At 70.5% G+C, this 17,901-nt stretch carries 15 protein-coding genes; 7 read left to right on the top strand and 8 right to left on the bottom strand.

Translation table 11 applies throughout. From position 1 onward, the window contains the following. Nucleotides 1-13: 13 nt before the first annotated feature. Nucleotides 14-595 (bottom strand): hypothetical protein, encoded by a 582-nt coding sequence (locus tag NYZ98_RS11325; RefSeq protein ID WP_262842572.1) that lies wholly within the window; start codon nt 593-595, stop codon nt 14-16. A gap of 105 nt (nt 596-700) precedes the next feature. Beyond that, nucleotides 701-991: an ATP-binding protein gene (locus NYZ98_RS11320; protein WP_262842677.1), complete on the bottom strand. Its 291-nt coding sequence runs from the start codon at nt 989-991 to the stop codon at nt 701-703. 340 nt (nt 992-1,331) lie between these two features. On the opposite strand from NYZ98_RS11320, the gene NYZ98_RS11315 reads away from it, so the two are divergent. Together NYZ98_RS11315 and NYZ98_RS11310 are read left to right on the top strand one after the other, a co-directional pair. Continuing rightward, complete coding sequence (locus NYZ98_RS11315; protein ID WP_262842571.1) at nt 1,332-2,153, top strand: helix-turn-helix domain-containing protein; 822 nt, start codon at nt 1,332-1,334, stop codon at nt 2,151-2,153. Beyond that, nucleotides 2,144-2,356: a DUF397 domain-containing protein gene (locus tag NYZ98_RS11310; protein WP_262842569.1), complete on the top strand. Its 213-nt coding sequence runs from the start codon at nt 2,144-2,146 to the stop codon at nt 2,354-2,356. Before NYZ98_RS11315 ends, NYZ98_RS11310 begins: the two co-directional genes overlap by 10 nt. Before the next feature lie 97 nt (nt 2,357-2,453). Here NYZ98_RS11310 and NYZ98_RS11305 read toward each other — a convergent pair whose 3' ends face one another. From NYZ98_RS11305 to NYZ98_RS11290, 4 genes are all read right to left on the bottom strand, one after another. Then, nucleotides 2,454-2,924, bottom strand: a complete 471-nt coding sequence (locus NYZ98_RS11305; protein ID WP_262842568.1) for a pyridoxamine 5'-phosphate oxidase family protein — start codon at nt 2,922-2,924, stop codon at nt 2,454-2,456. Nucleotides 2,925-3,182: 258 nt separating this feature from the next. Next, complete coding sequence (locus NYZ98_RS11300; RefSeq protein ID WP_262842567.1) at nt 3,183-4,337, bottom strand: serine hydrolase domain-containing protein; 1,155 nt, start codon at nt 4,335-4,337, stop codon at nt 3,183-3,185. A 941-nt stretch (nt 4,338-5,278) separates the two neighbouring features. Further along, nucleotides 5,279-6,184: a helix-turn-helix domain-containing protein gene (locus NYZ98_RS11295; protein WP_262842566.1), complete on the bottom strand. Its 906-nt coding sequence runs from the start codon at nt 6,182-6,184 to the stop codon at nt 5,279-5,281. 141 nt (nt 6,185-6,325) lie between these two features. After that, entirely contained in the window at nt 6,326-6,562 is a 237-nt protein-coding gene (locus NYZ98_RS11290) for a DUF397 domain-containing protein (protein WP_262842565.1), read from the bottom strand. Nucleotides 6,563-6,827: 265 nt separating this feature from the next. Between NYZ98_RS11290 and NYZ98_RS11285 the strand changes: the two genes are divergently transcribed. From NYZ98_RS11285 to NYZ98_RS11275, 3 genes are all read left to right on the top strand, one after another. Continuing rightward, nucleotides 6,828-7,370 (top strand): ATP-binding protein, encoded by a 543-nt coding sequence (locus NYZ98_RS11285; RefSeq protein WP_262842564.1) that lies wholly within the window; start codon nt 6,828-6,830, stop codon nt 7,368-7,370. A 147-nt stretch (nt 7,371-7,517) separates the two neighbouring features. Further along, complete coding sequence (locus NYZ98_RS11280; RefSeq protein ID WP_262842563.1) at nt 7,518-8,342, top strand: SAM-dependent methyltransferase; 825 nt, start codon at nt 7,518-7,520, stop codon at nt 8,340-8,342. Between the two features lie 363 nt (nt 8,343-8,705). Then, entirely contained in the window at nt 8,706-9,551 is an 846-nt protein-coding gene (locus NYZ98_RS11275; protein WP_262842562.1) for a sirohydrochlorin chelatase, read from the top strand. 42 nt (nt 9,552-9,593) lie between these two features. Here NYZ98_RS11275 and NYZ98_RS11270 read toward each other — a convergent pair whose 3' ends face one another. Together NYZ98_RS11270 and NYZ98_RS11265 are read right to left on the bottom strand one after the other, a co-directional pair. Continuing rightward, complete coding sequence (locus tag NYZ98_RS11270; RefSeq protein ID WP_262842561.1) at nt 9,594-11,054, bottom strand: glutamate--cysteine ligase family protein; 1,461 nt, start codon at nt 11,052-11,054, stop codon at nt 9,594-9,596. Between the two features lie 61 nt (nt 11,055-11,115). Next, complete coding sequence (locus tag NYZ98_RS11265) at nt 11,116-14,580, bottom strand: indolepyruvate ferredoxin oxidoreductase family protein (protein WP_262842560.1); 3,465 nt, start codon at nt 14,578-14,580, stop codon at nt 11,116-11,118. Nucleotides 14,581-14,869: 289 nt separating this feature from the next. Here NYZ98_RS11265 and NYZ98_RS11260 point away from each other — a divergent pair, with 289 nt between their 5' ends. Then, nucleotides 14,870-15,988: a hypothetical protein gene (locus NYZ98_RS11260; protein WP_262842558.1), complete on the top strand. Its 1,119-nt coding sequence runs from the start codon at nt 14,870-14,872 to the stop codon at nt 15,986-15,988. A 136-nt stretch (nt 15,989-16,124) separates the two neighbouring features. Continuing rightward, the gene (gene araD, locus NYZ98_RS11255; RefSeq protein WP_262842557.1) at nt 16,125-17,849 is read left to right on the top strand and encodes an L-arabinonate dehydratase; all 1,725 of its coding nucleotides are present in this window, start codon (nt 16,125-16,127) and stop codon (nt 17,847-17,849) included. The last annotated feature ends 52 nt before the right edge of the window (nt 17,850-17,901 follow it).

The raw sequence follows: 17,901 nt of genomic DNA, 5'->3' as shown, positions 1-17,901 counted from the left end.
GGTCGAGCTGACCTCAGCGCGACATCTGGTTGGAACCGGTACGCCGGTCGTCCACCTCGACGGTCAGCCATCGCCACGGCAACAGCAGCTCGTCGGCCTTCACCCCACCCGCCGCGCGCAGAGGCTCCTCCGGGCGGAAATGGACGACCGTCCCCGTCGTACCGTCACCGGCGATCGGTGCCAGATCGGTTACGGGCGCGCCCTGCTCGTACCGTTGCGTCCAGGATCCGCCGTGGCGGCGGTTGGTGTGGACGAGCCACTCGCTGAGCGCCGCGACGACGGACATGCCCCGGCGCGGATGACCGTCGAAGAGCACCTGCGCCTCGGGGTGGTCGAAGAACCGGAGGTCCTTCGACGCCATGACCGGCTTCTTCACGGCCCGTCCGTGCTCGTCGAGCCGTGTGTCGGTTCCCCGCCCGTCGTCCGCCACCGACACCGACCCATCAATGTGGAGCGTGACGACACAGCGCCCCCCGTCACCGCACTCCGCCTCGTCGGCCGCGTACGCGACGACTTCCAGGATCAGGTGCAGGACGCCACCGGGAGCGAAGGTGTCCGGGTTCCGACGGACATGCGCGAGGTGATCGAAGTCCACGACGCTCGCCCAATCGTGCGTCGTATTGACCCAGGAGGCCCTAGATACATCCACCGGAGAAGTATGCCGACCTGGCGGGCCCGTTCTCCCTCCGGCCGGTGGCACTCAGGTAGGTAGATGCCAGCGGGCCCAGACGGCCTTGCCGGGGGCGCGGGTGCCCTGGAGTACGCCGCATTCGTGGGACAGGGCTTCGATGATCGTCAGACCCCGGCCATGCAGACCCTCGACCCCAAGATCAAGCCGCCGGGGCACCTCGGGACCAAGGTCGGTGACCCGGGCTTCGAGTACATGGGCTTCGGCCGACAGGGCCAGTCCGATCGGGGGATCCCCATAGACGATCGCGTTGGCCAGCAGTTCTCCCACGACCAGAACCACATCGTCGACGAGATCCTGAATTGCCTAGGAGGCGAGTACTTCCTTCACCATGCCACGGGTCTTCCCGACCATCGAGAGATCGTACGGCAGGTCCCAGCAGACGGTACGGGGGCCGTCAGCACTCATTTATAACCTCCATGTCCGGATATAGGCAGGCATCTGGCGATCAAAACGCACAGGTTCTGCCAGCGAGAATGAGCAGGTTTCTCTCACGTCTCGCACGTTCTCCAAATCACTTCACAGAGTGCCTCCGACCGGCTACGTTGTGCACCGAAAGCCCGTGCACAACGCTGGACAGTTTGTACTGACAGCGTGCTGCCCGTGCTGACGGAGTGGCGTTATCCCACTGGACGGAGCCGGAATGTTCGCACCCCCCGGGCTCGACCCGGCAGGTAGACCGCTGGTGCTTCTGGGAATGGAGATGCGCAAGCACCGGAAAAGGGCTAATTTGTCGCAAGAGCGCCTGGCCGGGATCATCCAATTCAGCCAGAGCCTGGTCGGCTTCATCGAGCGAGGCGAACGCACGCCGAGTCAGAACTTCATGCAACGCTACGACGACGCACTCGGATCGGGTGGGGAACTCGTCCGCCTGTGGGCACACCTGACCCGCGGCGCAAGCCCCAGATGGTTCCGCTCCTGGCTGGACGTGGAGCAAGAAGCGCAAGCGCTGCACTCCTGGGAACCGCTGTACGTGCCGGGTCTCCTGCAGACCGAGGAATACGCCAGGGTCGTCATCCAAGGGGAGCCCGGCATATCAGCGGCGCAGGTGGACAAGGCTGTCACCGCACGCATAGAGCGGCAGGCGATCTTCACGCGTGCCGGCCCTCCCATGTTGCGCTTCCTATTGGACGAAGGCGTCCTCCATCGTCCGATCGGAGGCAAGAAAGTCATGCGTGGCCAGCTCGAGCGGTTGATTGAAGCAGTAGAGTCGCCGCGAATTGGGATTCAGGTCATACCTGTGGCGCCAGGCGTCACCACCGGACTCCTGGGTGGCTTTGCCATCGCCGAACTCTCAGGAAGTCCGGATAGTGTGTATATCGAATCTGCGACCCACGGACATGTGACGAACCGCCCAGAGGACGTCGACGCCATCCACGGCAGATACGACGTCCTGCGAGCTGCGGCGCAACCCCAGCACGTGTCTATTGAGCTGATCAGAAAGGCGGAGAAACTGTGGACCTGAGTGACGAGCTGAAGTCGGCGGCCTGGCGTAAGGCTGCCATGAGTGGTTCCAACCAGGGGAACTGCCTGGAGGTGGCCCCGTTGTCTGGGGGGCGGGTCGGGGTGCGGGATAGTGAGGCGCCGGAGAAGGGGCCGTTCGTGGTGAGCGCGGGGGTGTGGGACGCGTTCATCGACGGCGCCAAGAAGGGCGAGTTCGACTTCTAGTGGTGTATCGGAAATGTTCGTTCTGCGGGCGACCTTGCGTGGGTGCTCGTCGGTAGCGGGTTCGGTCCGCCGGGTGTTGTGGCGGCGGATCGGTGTGTTAGTCCCGCTCTACCGTTCGTCGTCCTCGGTGCGGTGTCCAGGACTCGACGACGAGTTTGGTGGCCTCGGCGTTGAGGCCGGTGATGACGACCTCGGTGATGTCGGCGACGAACATCTGGCCGTCCGGTTGTTCGTCCGACTCGGCCGTGGCCACCGGGCCGGCGGGGATGGCTCGTCCGGTGATCTTCGCCTCGCCTGGCCAGTCGCGTTCCTTGCCCTCTTCGGGGTGGAAGGTCGGGCCGTGCAGGGCGAAGCGGGGATCCCGTTCGAGGTCCGCCCCCTTGCGTGCGCCGGTCATCGAACCGAAGCGGAGATCGCCGTCCGTGAACTCGCATTCGATGCCCGAGATGCGGGGCGAGCCGTCGGCGCGCAGGGTCGCGATCGTCTTGTGGCGTCCGGCGTCGAACAGCCGCCGGACCCGTCCGGCGAACTCTGGTTCCGCCTGCTCGAACACCTTCCACGCTGGCACGGCCGCAGCGTACTCGGGGTCTGCGACCGGTGTAAAGCAACATGCCGGAGGGCCCGCCATCCCTCGGAGTCCTGGTCGAGGACAGGAGAACGACTGTTTGACGTGGTGTAGGTGTCCCGGCCCGCCACTGGGCGAATTGAAAGGCCCCGAGCAGGGCCGGAGGACGCTCCTGGTGATCGTCCAATGTTCTACGCGGGTCGAATTCGCTTCGGCGTGCGCGTGGAAACCGGTGGCCTGCTCGGGGAGAAGTGGTGCGGGTTACTTGCAGAGGGCGGTCTCGAAGGTGGCTATGAGGTCGGCTCGCTGCTTGGCCGTATCGGTGGAGCCCGTGGTGTAGACGGTGGCCTGGCGGCCGGTGCGGACGCGGCCGCTGATGGCGGACACGCCGGGTACGTCGCCGCCGTGGAACCAGGCCAGGCCGCAGCTCAGACGGGCGCGGGCGATGCCGAACCCGTACTTGGCCTCCGAGGGCCAGCCGGGACTGGTGATCGGCACGAGATGGCCGATCATGGCTCGGAAGGAATCGCGGGACGGCGGCCCGGCGGTGAACACGCCCCGCCAGAACCGGTTGAGGTCCTCGGGCGTGGAGACCAGACCGCCGCTGGCGCCGAACTCGTACCCGGGCAGGCGGGTCAGGTCGACGACCCCGGCCTTGGGGTTCGCAGGGTGCACTCCGTACGTGTGCGCGTGCGGGCCGCGCACGCCGGTCTCGCCCTTGGCGGGCCAGTAGGTGTCCCGCATCCCCAGCGGCTTGAGGACCAGGTCCCGGCTCACCTCGCGGAAGTCATGGCCGGTCACGGCTTTCACGATCATCCCGAGCACCAGGTAGTTGGTGTTGGCGTAGGCGAAGTGACCGATGGGGGTGGGCTTGCGGTTCAGTGCGAGCTTCAGGTAGTCCTGCGGGAGCTTGGACCAGTCGACCGCGTCGACGTACTCAGGTAGCCCGCTCGTCTGCTGGAGCAGGTCCCGGATGGTGATCTTCCGTCCGTCGATCGCCTCGCCCGGACCCTCGCCTCGGAGGACACCGGGCAGATACCGGTCGACGTACGCATTCAGGTCGATCTTGTCCCGCTCCACCAGCCTCATCACGGTAGTCGCCAAGATCGGCTTGGTGAGGCTGCCGATCCGGAACCTGGCGTCGGGGCCGACCATCTCGCGTCCGCTGCCGCGCCGGGCGGTGCCGGAGACGAGGGTCACGGTCCTGCCGTCCGGGTACCGGACGTGGGCGAGGGCGCCTGGCAGTCCGTCCGCGTGCGTGAGCCGGTCGAGTTGTTTCTGGAGCGAACCTGTGTGCGGGCTCCGGGTTTCGGCGACAGCGAGGGCCGGGGCCGCGACGGCCGAGGTCACGGTGGCCAGGGCGAGCGCGCCGGCGACCACGGTCGCGAGCAGTCGGGAGGACTTCTGCTGGTACACGGTTCCGCCTTCAGGATTCGGATCTTGATTTACAAGGTCCAATCCTGTCGGCGGGGGGCGTGGACGGCAGTCACGGCTGCACCGCTCTTCCAGGGGTGCTGACCCCACCCCTCCAGGTACCGGTGCCCGCATCCCGGCGCCGGTGCGCATCACGGTCCTGGTACACGCATTCCGGTTTCCGATGCACTGCACGTACTTCGAGGCCTTGAGGGCGTGGTCTTGGGAGCTTGAGGGAAGGCACCGGCTTCATTTGGCCCACCCGTTGAAGCGGTGGCGTGGGAACCGAGTGCTGCCCACCCAGGACTCGGGACCCGCCACCGGCCGGCCGAGAGGATGGGCCGATCCCTCAGGGGTCGTCGCCACCCCGCCGCCAAGGCGTACACGCTGCTCACCCTCCCGCTGGACGAGATCCCCCTTGAACCCACGTAATAGGGGCCGACGAGCCGCCCCTCCTCATCTACCGGGGCCAGGCTTGTGCGAGTTCCTACGGCCGATGGGTTTGTAGGAATTGGCGCCGGCACGGTGAGAGGGGGGACGGCGAGGTCGGCGCCCTGTGCGGCGGCCGACCGGTCACCGTCCGCTCGGCTCCACCCGGCCGGGGAGGGCGTTTAGTCCGAAGGTTCGGCTGGGCGGGCGGGGGTGGGTTGCGCGTGCCTGGGTGGGCGGGGGTGGGTTGCGAAGGCTGGGTGGGCAGGACTCGGTTCCCACGGCACCGCTTTAACGGGTGGGCCAATCGAAGCCGGTGCCTTTCCTCACTCATCTCCCCAGCAACCACGCCCTTAACAACCCGGAGGATGCTCAGCAGACCGGATACTGGTCAGCCGCCGTACGAGGCGCCGAATTCGCCGTACACCGTCCCACCGCGTCGGCGCCTTATGGGCGACCCAGGGCAGTGGGTGAAAAGGCCCCAGCAGGTGGGTGCCAGGTGGAGTGAAGGGGGGTCAGAGTTCGTTCAGGATTTTGGTTAGGGCTTTCTTGGTGTCTGAGACGGGGACGGCGTCGATGCAGAGGCGTTCCATGACGGCCTGGTAGCGGTCGAGGTCGTCGCGTTTGTCCAGGTAGATGGCGCTGGTGAGCTGTTCGAGGTAGACCACGTCGGGCAGGTCGCGCTCGGAGAAGCGCAGGATGCTGAACGGGCCGCCCGCCGCGGCGTGGCCGCCGGCGCTGAACGGCATGACCTGGACGGTGACGTTGGCGGACGCCACGATGTCGATGAGGTGGCTGATCTGCTCGCGCATCACCTCGACGCCGCCCTGGGGGCGGCGGAGGGCGGCTTCGTCGATGACGGCCCACAGGTGCGGGGCGCCGGACCGGCCGAGGAGCTTCTGGCGGGCCATCCGGAGGTCGACCCGCCGCTGGATCTCCTCCTCGGTGCCGTCGGGGTGGCCGAGCAGGACGACAGAGCGGGCGTAGGCCTCGGTCTGCAGGAGGCCGGGGATGAACTGGACCTCGTAGCAGCGGATGCGGCTGGCCGCCTCTTCGAGCCCGACGTAGGCCTCGAACCAGTTCGGCAGGATGTCGTCGTAGTTGTGCCACCAGCCGGGCCGGTTGGCCTGCGCGACCAGGGACAGCAGCGAGTCGCGCTCGCTCTCCTCGGTGACCCCGTACAGGGTGAGCAGGTCGCCCACGTCGCGTGCGCGGAAGCTGACCCTGCCCAGCTCCATACGGCTGATCTTGGAGTGGGAGGCCCTGATGGAGTGACCGGCCACCTCGAGGGTGATGCCGCGGTTCTCTCGGAGGCGGCGCAGCTGGGATCCGAGCAGGATGCGGAGGACCGTCGAGCTGCCGCGCTCCCGAGCCATCATGTTGAGAGGGGTCTCGTCCCCTTCGGCTCGGGCTGTGATCATGTCCTGTCCTTAGAACAGCGGTGTCGTCTCACTTCTCGCGGTCACAGAGAAGTTCACGATACCCCCGCCGAACTAATCCGGATATACCCCAACATCACCCTTAGGCTACGATTTTCCACACTCTGTAGCTGCGGAAACCTGCTAAAAGGCCAGGTCATCGAACTCGCCGTTCTTGGCGGCCAGGATGAACGCCGCCATTTCACCCCGGCTGTAAACCAGTGCCGGCCCGGCGGGGTGCCGCGAGTTGCGCACGGCGATGTCCCCCTGCGGGAGGGTGGCGACCTCGACGCAGTTCCCGCTCGGGTTGCTGTAGGCGCTCTTGCGCCACGAGACCCCCGGGATCTCGGACGCGGCCGTGCCGTTGCAGATCTCGTCCATCTCGCCTCTTTACATTTCCCCGAAAACCCGACGAACCCTGACATCCGTCTACGCAGGCCCCTCACTGCTACGAGGGCACCCAGAAGGGTGGTTCCAACCTCAAGCGTCAGCATACCTCTGTGCGTTTGCACGTGCATCGGTACTTGCACCTGCACACCAAAGGGGAGCACTATGACTAAGCACGGCAACTTCATGCTGAGAACGACCAAACTCACAGGGCTCGCCTATGACTGGGTACAGGACTCAACGGACCAAACCCACGCAGGTGGGGGACGACAGGTGGGAGGGATGGCTGGCGGCTCTCGACCACGTCCTCTCCCCTGCCGGTCCGTGGTCGGTCGCGTACGGCGAGAACCCCGAAAGGCTCCAGCTCGCTTTGTGCGAGCTCCGGCACGACCCTTACGCCGCGCGGACCGCGCGCTCCTTCACCAAGAGCACGCTGAGCGGCTGGGGACTGGCCGAACTGCTGGATGACGCCGAGCTGGTCATCGGCGAGCTGGTCATCAACGCGTTGCGGCACGGGCTCAGCAGCCGGGCGGCGGTGTTCTCCGGCCGTCCCGTCAAGATCATATTGGCGCTCACCGACCAGTCCCTGATGTGCGTGGTCACCGATCCCAGTGACGAGTGCCCGACGCCGCGCGATCCCGATTTCGGATCAGAGGGCGGACGCGGCCTGCAGGTCGTCGCCGGCATCAGCCACCGCTGGGGCTGGGCGCCGCTGGGCGCCCCCGGCAAGGCCGTCTGGGCGGGCTTCGCCCTCCCCGACAACCACCCTCGTCCCGCCAGACACCTGGAGATCTGCTACTAATCTGCTACTAAAGGGACGCTACACACAAATCGGCGCGCGGCCTCCGCCGTCGATCCCTTTGACATGTTTCGATGCCGTCCTTTCCGGAAAAACGGATATCGCCTCCTACCCAGCGCTACCATCGGCATCCGGCAGAATGGGGGGATCATGACGGTGTACTCCAGGCTAGAGCGTCTCGGTTTCGACCCGAACGTCCCCAACGAGGCCCGGATCACGGACTACTTCGTCGGTGGCAAGGACAACTTCGCCGCCGACCGGGAAGCCGCGCGACGGGCGCTCGACCTCGCCCCCGAACTCACGATGATGTGCCACGAAGGCCGCCGCTTCCTGTCCCGCGCGGTGCGCTACATGGCCGGCGCCGGCATCCGGCAGTTCATCGACCTCGGCTGCGGCCTGCCCACGCAGGGCAACGTCCACGAGATCGCCCAAGCGGCGGCGCCCGGCTCCCACGTGGCCTACGTCGACAACGATCCGGTGGTCGTCGTGCACGCCCAGGCGCTGCTGGAGGACGACAAGTACACCTCGGTCATCGAGGGCGACCTGCGCTACCCGGACGAACTCCTCAAGCATCCCCGCCTGACCAAACTGATCGATCTCGACCGGCCTGTGGGCATCCTGTTCTCCTTCACGCTCGCCGTCATCTCCGACGACGAGCTCATGGCCGGCATCGTCCGGGGCTTCCGCGACGCCATCGCCCCCGGCAGTTACATAACCATCGCCCACAGCGTCTCCGACCTGCGCCCCGAGGTCACCGCCAAGCTCGCCGCCATGTACCAGGACGACGGGATCGTCACCGGGACCCGGCGCGAGCAGCTCCGCACCAAGGCCGAGATCGAGCCGGCCTTCGAGGGCCTGACGCTCGTCGAGCCGGGTCTCGTGTACATCCCGATGTGGCGCCCCGACCCCGGCGAGCAGACCGCCGACCCCGACGCGATCTGGTCCGTCGGCGGCATCGGACGCAAGGACGCCTGACCGTCCCCGGACACGAGGACGCCTGACCGTCCCCGGACACGAGGACGCCTGACCGTCCCTCGATGCTTTCAGATCGTCGGATGATCCTGCCGCATGCCCGAAGACGTCCGGCCCGGTGACACGCGGATCGAAAAAACTTTCCGGACCCGGGCCCGCCAATGTGTCAGCGACCGGACACGGCACGCCACGCCGGACCGGCCCCGCACCCCCGCCATGATCTCGAACGATTACGGAACGTTGATGATACGCAGCGGATCGGGCCCTGATTTGTCAGTGATGTCACGGGGCGCAGATCGGTCTCCGTCCGCGAGTCCCCCCGAATCAGACTTAACTTTTGCCTCATACCCCGTAAAATCCGCCGATGTGAACGATGGTCATCACGCTCCACAGGAGCTACCGGTCCGCGAACGCTCGTTCCGGACCAGCTCCGGCAGGCATCGGCGCCCGGTGCCCGCGCAGTTGCCGCCGGACGCGCCCGCGCTCGTCCTGGCCACGCCGGGCACCGGCGGGGATGTCGCCGCGGCCGTAAAGACCATTGTCAGCATCGACCATCCGCAACTCGACGTACGCCTGATCCACTTGGGCGACGCCAAGACCAGCCTGGCCGAGATGCTCCTCGAATGCGCCGCCGACCGGCCCAAGGAGTCGCCGGCCGCCATCGTGGTGCCCCTGGTCACCGGACCGCACCAGCAGGTGTACCGCGCCATCCGTGAGGCCGTCGCCGAGTGCGACGTCCTGACGACCATCGCCGACCCGCTCGGCCCGCATCCGCTGCTCGCCGAGGCGCTGCACGTCAAGCTGTCCGAGAGCGGCCTGGCCCGCGCGGACCGCATGCGCCTGTTCAACATCGCCGCCCCGGTGGACGGGATCATCGTGGCCACCGTCGGCGGCCAGGAGGCCGTACGGGCGGCGGACGCGACGGTGGTCCTGCTGGCCGCCCGGCTCACGCTTCCCGTCGTGGCGGCCTCGCTCGACGCCTCGCCCGGCGTCGGGGACGCCGCCCAGCGGCTGCGCAACATCGGCGCCTCCCGCCTGGCCCTGGCCCCGTTCCTCATCGGCCCCGAGATCGACGGCGCCAAGATCACGAAGGCGGCGGAGTCGGTCGGCGCGGGGTGCGCCGAGCCGCTCGGAGCGCACAGCGCCGTGGCCCAGCTCGTCGCGCTGAGCTACGGCAGCTCCCTCACCGGAGTCGACCCCGACCACCAGTAGCCCACCGGCGGGCCGGTCACGGGCGCGGCCCGCACCGCCATGTCACACCAGCCCCGGCCAGGTGTGGACGGGGTCCCCGGTGAAGGCCAGGTCGCGGTAGCGGGCGAGCATGGCCCCCCGCGCGCCCGGCCGGTCCTCCAGCGCGGCCAGCGCCTCGCGCTGCCAGGCCGCGCCCGTGCGGCGCAGCCGGACGCGTTCGCCGACGATGTCCAGCAGCCGGGACGTCTCGTCCGGCTCGACCCCGGCCGACGCCAGGCCCTCGGCGGCCACCGGCAGCAGGTCGAGGACCAGCTCGGCGGCCGGGACGGGCCCGTCGCGGCCGGGCCAGGCGAGCGGGGCGTCGAGCCCGCTGCGGGCGGCTCGGTAGAAGTTGCGGTAGGCGTCGGCGAAGGGGAACCCGCCGATCCAGCCGGAGTCGGCGGCGGTCGCCAGGACCAGGCCGAGCAGGAACGCGGCGTTGGCCGCCATGTCGGCGCAGGTGGGCCCGGCCGGCAGGGCGCGGAGCTCGACGCGCAGGTGGCCGCCGCCCGCCGGGTCGTACACCGGCCGGTTCCACTGCCACACCGTGCCCTGGTGGAGGCGTAGTTCCGCCAGGCCGGGCACGCCGCCGGCCCGGACGACCGCCAGCGGGTCCTCCTCGTCCATCACCGGCATGACCGGCTCGTACTCGCGCACGCTCTGCTCGAACAGCTCGCCCGCGCCGCCGTCCACCCAGCCCGAGCCGAAGCTCACCCGGCCGTCCACCCGCCAGGGGCGTTCGGCGTCGCGGTCGTCGGCCGAGGCCTCGAACAGCGCGATGCGGGTCTCCTCCCACAGGTCGCGGCCGAGGAAGGACGGGGAGTTGCCGCTGGCCGCGAGCACCGGGCCGATGGCGAGCTGTGCCGCGTTGTAGACGCCCGCGAAGGAGGCGGGCGGGGTGCGCAGGTGGACCTGCCAGGAGGTGTTGGCGCTCTCCAGGATGACGTCCTCCACCTCCAGGTCGAGGCGTTCGAGGCCGTCGATCCGCACGCGGAACGGCTCGGCGCGCACCCGCCGCATCCCCCGGCTGAGCGCGCGGTAGCGGGTCTCGTCGCTCATGGAGTCGCGCGTGAAGTCGAACTCGGTGAGCGTGGGCAGGATGCCGATGGGCACCACCCGGCCGCCGCACGAACGGGCCGCCTCGTCCACGGCGCCCATCATGTCCCGCGCCTCGGCCTCGATGGCCGTGAAGGGCCGTCCGGCCAGGGGCAGCGGGGTCAGGTTGACCTCCAGGTTGAAGCTGCCCAGCTCCAGCACCACGCGGCCGTCCCCGGCGGCCTCGCGGACCTCCTTGTTGCGGCGCAGCGGGCGGCCGTCCTCGTCGATCAGGAACAGTTCCAGCTCGGCGCCGACCGTCGCGGGCCCCGCGCCGAACCCCGGCCTGGCGAGCAGCTCGCGCAGGGCCAGGAGGGAGTCCTTCAGGCGCTCCCCGAAGCGCCCGTACTCCGCCTCGGAGAACCTCTCCTTGGCCACTTCTTGTCCCATGCTTTCGCCCCCCGCGAGCGGTGGTCTCCGGTCTCCTGTTCACTGTCCGCACAGGGACGTTTCATGCCTGCGACCGTGCCTCGGGCGCGTGCTCCTCGCCCAGCGTGGCCAGCCGCTCGCGGTAGCGGGCGACGGAGGCGAGCTTGACCTGCTCGTATCCCCGGACCAGGTCGGGCAGCCCGGCCAGTTCCACCGCCCGCTCGTAGCTGCCGGTGGTGAGCCCGGCGGCGCACGCCTCGACGGCGGCGGCGTACTCCTCGACCAGCTCGCGTTCGACCCTGCGCACGTGCGCGCGGCCGAAGGGGTCCACGGGGGTGCCGCGCAGGCGGCGCATGGCGTACAGGAGGCGGAAGACCGGGCGGAACCACGGGCCGAGGGAGATCTTGCGGCGCAGGCCGAGCGAGCGGAGCAGCGGCGGGTGCAGGCGCCAGCGGACCTTCGCGCCGGGGCCGAAACGTTCCTCGATGTCCGCGCCGGCCGCCGGGTCCAGGCAGAGCCGGGCGACCTCGTACTCGTCCTTGTAGGCCATCAGCTTGTGCAGGTTGCGCGCCACGGCCTCGGTGAGCGCGGTCTCGTCGGTGACCGCCGCCTCGGCCTGCCTGACCCGCGCGACGACGCCCGCGTACCTGGCCGCGTACCGGGCGTCCTGGTAGGCGACCAGCTCGGGCACGCGGACGGCGAGCAGCCGCTCCAGCTCGCTGCCCGCCTCGGCCTTGACCAGGTCGATCAGCTCCCCGGCCTCGGCGCCGGGCCGCGCGACGGCGGCCGGCGCGGCGGGGGCGGGAGCGGGGTCTACGCCGCCGGGGGTGTGGACGACGTGCCTGCCGAGCCGGAACGCCCGGACGTTGGCCGCCACGGCCACCCCGTTGAGCCCGATCGCGCGCTCCAGGGACGCGGCGGACACCGGCAGCGCACCCGCCTGGTAGGCGGCGCCGAGAAGCAGCAGGTTGACGTACTGGTCGTCGCCGAGCAGCCGCCCGGCGAGCGCGTGGGCGTCCAGCACCACGGAGTGCTCCTGGCGGGACGCCGCGACCACCCGCCGCACCACCGGCCCGGCCTCGGGGAAGGCCAGGCCCGGGTCGGCTACCATGCGCCCGGTGGGGACCTCGGCGGTGGACAGCACCGCGATCGTCCGCCTGGCCGAGGCCACCGCCAGGTTCGCGGGGTCGGCCGCGACGAGCAGGTCGGCGCCGAGGTACAGGTCGCAGCCGCCCTCCACGATCTTGTTGGACCGCTCGGCGGGCTCCTCGGAGATCGTCACGTCGGAGACGACGGCGCCGCCCTTCTGGGCCAGGCCCGTCTGGTCCAGGCTCCTGACGTGCTTGCCGTCCAGCGTCGCGGCGACCGCGATGATCTGCGCGAGCGTGACCACGCCCGTGCCGCCCACGCCGGTCACCCGCATGGTGAACACGTCGGAGGGCACCCGCGTCTCCGGCTCGGGCGGCTCGCCGGCCTCCCAGCCGCGCTCCGGTTCCGGCGCCCTTGCGGCCTGCGCGCCCGGTTTGGGGGTGACGGTGAGGAACGAGGGGCAGTCGCCGTCCAGGCAGGAGTAGTCGACGTTGCAGCTCGCCTGGTGGATCCTGGTCTTGCGCCCGAACTCGGTGTCCACCGGCTGCACCGACAGGCAGTTGGACTTGGCCCCGCAGTCGCCGCAGCCCTCGCAGACCCGCTCGTTGACGACCACCCGGGTCGCCGGCGTCTCGGCCTGCCCGCGCCGCCGCTTGCGCCGCTTCTCCGCCGCGCACTCCTGGTCGTGGACCAGGACGGTGACGCCGTCGACGGCGGCGAGCGTCTCCTGCGCCTGGAGCAGCAGGTCGCGGTGCCACACCTCGGCCCCGGGCGCGAGCCGCACGCCCCGGTAGCGCGCCGTGTCCTCGGTGGTGACGATGATCTTACGGACGCCCTCGGCGGCGAGCAGGCGGGTGATCTCCGGCACCGGCATGCCGCCGACCGCGCGCTGCCCGCCGGTCATGGCCACGGCCGAGTTGTACAGCAGCTTGAAGGTGATGCGGCTGCCCGCCGCCACCGCCGCCCGCACCGCCAGGCTCCCGGAGTGCAGGAACGTGCCGTCGCCGATGTTCTGCACGAAGTGGTCGCGGTCGAGGAAGGGCGCCATGCCGATCCACTGCGCCCCCTCGCCGCCCATCTGGGTGAGCCCGCTGACCTCGCCGGCCTGGGACTCGTCCATGAACACGACCATGGTGTGGCAGCCGATCCCCGCGCCCACCAGCGAGCCCTCGGGGACCTTGGTGGAGCGGTTGTGCGGGCAGCCCGAGCAGAAGTACGGCGTGCGCGGCATCAGCGGGATGACCTCCCGGCGGGCACGCGGCGGCGGTTCGGCGCCGAGGCGGCGGGCCAGCCGCCGGGCGATCAGGTCGGGGTCCAGCTCGCCTCCTGCGGCGAACAGGGTGCGGCCGTCCTCGCCGGTCTTGCCGAGCACCGCGGGGCGGTCCGGCATCGCGTACAGCAGCTCCTTGACCTGCTGTTCGATGAACGGGCGCTTCTCCTCCACGACCACGATCTCCCGCAGGCCGTCAGCGAACTCCCGCACGGTCCTGCCGTCCAGCGGCCACGGCATGCCCAGCCGCAGCAGGCGGATCCCCCGGCGGGCGAGCTCGTCGTCCCCGAGGCCGAGGATCGCCAGCGCCTGCCGCAGGTCGAGCCAGGTCTTCCCGGCGGCGACCAGGCCGATCGTGTCGCCTGGCCGCCCGGTCACGACCCGGTTGAGCCGGTTCTCGTGGCCGTACGCGCGGGCGATCTCCAGCCGGGCGTAGTGCGCGGAACGCTCCAGTTCCAGGGGCACCGGCGTGAGCATGCGCCCGGTCGGCACGTGCCGGTACGGCCGCCCGTCGTAGTCCACCTCGGGCAGCACCGGATTCGGCCAATCGGAGGGCAGGTCGACGGTGGCCGACCCGTCGGCCACGTTGGTGACGATCTTCATGGCGGTCCACAGCCCGCTGTGCCGGGACAGGGCGAAGCCGTGCAGCCCGAGGCCGAGGATGTCGGCGGGGTCGGCCGGGTACAGGATCGGCAGCAGCAGGTCGGCCAGCGCGGCCTCCGAGGCCGAGGCCACCGTCGAGGACTTCGACACCGGGTCGTCCCCCACCAGCGCGAGCACCCCGCCGCGGGCGTGCGTGCCGGCCAGGTTGGCGTGCCGGATGGCGTCGGTGGCCCGGTCGAGCCCGGGGGCCTTGCCGTACCAGATCCCGAAGACCCCGTCGTGGCGGAAGCCCGGCAGGGTCGCGGCCAGTTGCGTGCCGCCGACCGAGGTGGCGGCCAGCTCCTCGTTCAGCCCTGGCCGGTGGACCACTCCGTACTCGTCGAGCAGGGCGCGGTTGCGCCCCAGCTCAAGGTCGTACCCGCCGAGCGGCGACCCCTGGTAGCCGGAGATGAACCCGGCGGTGTCCAGCCCCGCCCGGCGGTCGCGACGGCGCTGGTCGAGAGGGAGTCGAACCAGCGCTTGGATGCCGGTCAGGTGGACACGGCCCTCCTCGCGGCCGTACCGGTCCTCGAGCCGGAAATCCACGTGCGCCTCCTCGAATCGGGTACAAGCCACCATCCTCCTGATCGGCCCGGGGGCGAACCGGACGATCGACAGAAACGTACGCGCTTCTTGGAGCCGAGGACCCTTGACAGGCCAGGAAGGCGGCAAGCCATAACTGTCGCAGCCCCGGCGGACCGCCGCGCCCCCGGGTGCCCCATCCGGCCGGCGGCCCGAAGAGGGATCACCCGGGCCATTGACTCAGCTCACCCGAATCGGTATGCCTGGACAACGCCATTTGTTGGGTGAGGGCCCTCGTGGGGAGGCGGTGGCAATGCGCGTGCTCGTGCACGCCTACCCGTGGGACGTGATCGGCGATCCGCTGTTCGTCGGACGGGTGCAGGCGCTGGGCTGTGACGGGGTCAACCTCGCCGCCGCCTACCACGCGGTCAGGGCCGCGACGCCCTGGCATCCCGAGCGGGCCTATCTCGACGCCAGGCACTCCGCGCTCTACCGCCCGGTCCGCGAGCAGGCCTGGGCCGGCCGGCGGCTGGTGCCCGGCACGCCCGCCTGGATGGAGGACCCCGACTCCTTCGGCACCGCCGCGCGCGTCCTCGCCGACGCCGGGATCCCGGTGACGGCCTGGATCGTGCTCACGCACAACACGCTGCTCGCCGAGGCCAACCCCGATCTCGGCGTGGTCAACTGCTTCGGGCAGCCCTACCCCTGGGCCCTGTGCCCCTCGCACCCCGAGGTGCGCGAGTACGCCGCCACCCTGGCCGCCGAGTCCGTACGCGACCTCCCGCTCGCCGGGGCGCTCCTGGAGGCGTGCGGGCAGCTCGGCGCCGATCACGGCGGCCACCACGACAAGACCGACGGCGCCTACGACGCGCGCGCCCGGCGGATGCTGTCGGTGTGCTGCTGCGCGGCCTGCCAGGACGGCTGGGCGGGGCGCGGCGTCGATCCCGAGCGGGCGGTGCGCGACCTGCGGGCCGCGGTGCGCTCGCGCGAGCACGACCTCGACCAGGCCATGGCCGCCGCCCTGCTCACCGTCCGCCACGAGGCCGCCGACGAGTTGCGCCACCGCGTCGCCGGCGCCCTGCCGGGCCTGCGGGTCGGCCTGCACGCCGCTCCCGACCCCTGGGCCACCGGCGCCAACCCCGGGCTCACGCCGTACGTGGGCAAGGAGGTGGACACCGTCGTGGTGCAGTGCTGGCCCACCGGCCCGGAGTCCGCCGACCGGGTGCGCCTGGCGCACCGCATGCTGCCCGAGCAGATCACGCTCGGCGCCTATGTGACCGTGCTGCCGCCGGTGCGTCCCGACGACGTCGCCCAGCACGTGCGGCGCCTGGCCGAGGCCGGGGCCCAGGAGCTCCACCTGTACCACGCTGGGCTTGCCGGGCCGTCCCGTCACGGCCTGCTGGCCGACGCGGCCCGTACCGCCGTGCAGTGAGCCGCTGAGGTCCCGCCCGGACGCGGCCAGGACCAGGGTGCCGCCGGCGCGTACGGCGGCGCGCGGTGGCACGACTCGCCGACCCCGGCAGCGCCACGCCCATTCATCCCGTGATATATCAGGATACGAGGTGATTATGGAGCGTCTGAGCCATGAGCAGTTGCGCAGCCACCGCTGGTACGGCACCGAGAGCCTGCGGTCCTTCAGCCATCGTGCCAGGACACGCCAGCTCGGCCTGTCCGCCGAGGAGCACATGGGACGTCCGGTCATCGGCATCCTGAACACCTGGAGCGAGCTCAACCCCTGCCACATCCACCTGCGCGAACGGGCGCAGGACGTCAAGCGCGGCGTCTGGCAGGCCGGCGGCTACCCCGTCGAGCTGCCGGTGATGTCGCTCTCGGAGACCTTCCAGAAGCCGACGACCATGCTCTACCGCAACCTGCTGGCCATGGAGACCGAGGAGGTCCTGCGGTCCTACCCCGTGGACGCCGCGGTGCTCATGGGCGGGTGCGACAAGACCACCCCCGCGCTGATCATGGGCGCCATCAGCATGGACCTCCCGGCGATCTACGTGCCGTGCGGGCCGATGATCCCGGGCGGCTTCCGCGGCGAGGTCCTCGGCAGCGGCAGCGACATGTGGCGCTACTGGGCCGACAAGCAGGCCGGGCTGGTCGGCGACGCCGTGATGGCCGGGGTGGAGGAGGGCATCGCCCGCTCCCCCGGGCACTGCATGACGATGGGCACCGCCTCCACCATGACCTCGGTCGCCGAGGTGCTCGGCCTGACGCTGCCCGGCGCCGCCGCCATCCCCGCCGTGGCCTCCGCGCACAACAGGATGGCCGCCGCCAGCGGCAGGCGGGCCGTCGAGATCGCCTGGGAGGACCTGCGCCCCTCCGCGATCCTCGGCGCCGCCGCCTACGCCGACGCCGTCACCACCGTCCTCGCGCTCGGCGGGTCCACCAACGCCGTCATCCACCTGGTCGCCATGGCCCGCCGCAGCGGCGTGGAGCTGACGCTCGACGACTTCGACGAGGCCTCGCGCCGCGTCCCCGTCCTCGCCGACCTGCGGCCGAGCGGCGCGTACGTCATGGAGGACTTCTACCTGGCCGGCGGCCTGCCCGGCCTGCTGGGCCGGATCTCCGACCTGCTCCATCTCGACCGGCCGACCGTGACCGGGCTCAGCCTCCGCGAGACGCTCGCCGAGGCCGCCGTGTACGACGACAAGGTCATCAGGACCCGCGAGGACCCGCTGTCGGCCGAGGGCGGGCTCGCCGTCCTGCGCGGCAACCTCGCGCCGGCCGGCGCGGTGATCAAGCACGTCGCCGCCGACCCCCGGCTGCTCAAGCACACCGGGCCCGCGGTGGTGTTCGACGGGCACCGCGACCTGATGCGGCGGCTGAACGACGAGGACCTGCCGATCACCGCGGACTCGGTGCTGGTGCTGCGCGGCGCCGGCCCGCGCGGCGGCCCGGGGATGCCCGAGCACGGCATGCTCCCCATCCCCGAGCGCCTGCTCAAGGCCGGGGTCCGCGACATGCTGCGCATCTCCGACGCCCGGATGAGCGGCACCAGCTACGGCGCGTGCGTGCTGCACGTCGCCCCCGAGTCCCACGTCGGCGGGCCGCTCGCGCTCGTGCGCGACGGCGACCCGATCACCCTGGACGTCGAGGCGCGCACGCTGACGCTCGGCGTGCCGGACGAGGAGCTGGACCGGCGCCGCGCGGAGTGGCGGGCCCCCGAGACGGTGTACCGGCGCGGGTACGGCACGCTCTACGACGAGCACATCCTGCAGGCGGACGAGGGCTGCGACTTCGACTTCCTCACCGGCTCCGGAGGCGCCCCAGAACCTGACACCGAATGAGCCGCCAGGGTCCGGACGGCAGGCCCCCGGGCGGCCAGGAGGGTCGCCCGCC

The sequence above is a fragment of the Sphaerisporangium corydalis genome (assembly GCF_025506355.1).
Classification (GTDB): Bacteria; Actinomycetota; Actinomycetes; order Streptosporangiales; family Streptosporangiaceae; genus Sphaerisporangium; species Sphaerisporangium corydalis.
The sequence above is the reverse complement of the archived record's forward strand: the minus strand, read 5'-3'. Positions and strand labels throughout refer to the sequence as shown.

Excerpts from the sequence above, each read along its gene's own strand:
- NYZ98_RS11270 (WP_262842561.1), bottom strand. The coding sequence starts at position 11,054 with ATGGGACAAGAAGTGGCCAAGGAGAGGTTCTCCGAGGCGGAGTACGGG.
- NYZ98_RS11260 (WP_262842558.1), top strand. The coding sequence starts at position 14,870 with ATGCGCGTGCTCGTGCACGCCTACCCGTGGGACGTGATCGGCGATCCG.
- NYZ98_RS11295 (WP_262842566.1), bottom strand. The coding sequence starts at position 6,184 with ATGATCACAGCCCGAGCCGAAGGGGACGAGACCCCTCTCAACATGATG.
- araD (WP_262842557.1), top strand. The coding sequence starts at position 16,125 with ATGGAGCGTCTGAGCCATGAGCAGTTGCGCAGCCACCGCTGGTACGGC.
- NYZ98_RS11315 (WP_262842571.1), top strand. The coding sequence starts at position 1,332 with ATGTTCGCACCCCCCGGGCTCGACCCGGCAGGTAGACCGCTGGTGCTT.
- NYZ98_RS11280 (WP_262842563.1), top strand. The coding sequence starts at position 7,518 with ATGACGGTGTACTCCAGGCTAGAGCGTCTCGGTTTCGACCCGAACGTC.
- NYZ98_RS11290 (WP_262842565.1), bottom strand. The coding sequence starts at position 6,562 with ATGGACGAGATCTGCAACGGCACGGCCGCGTCCGAGATCCCGGGGGTC.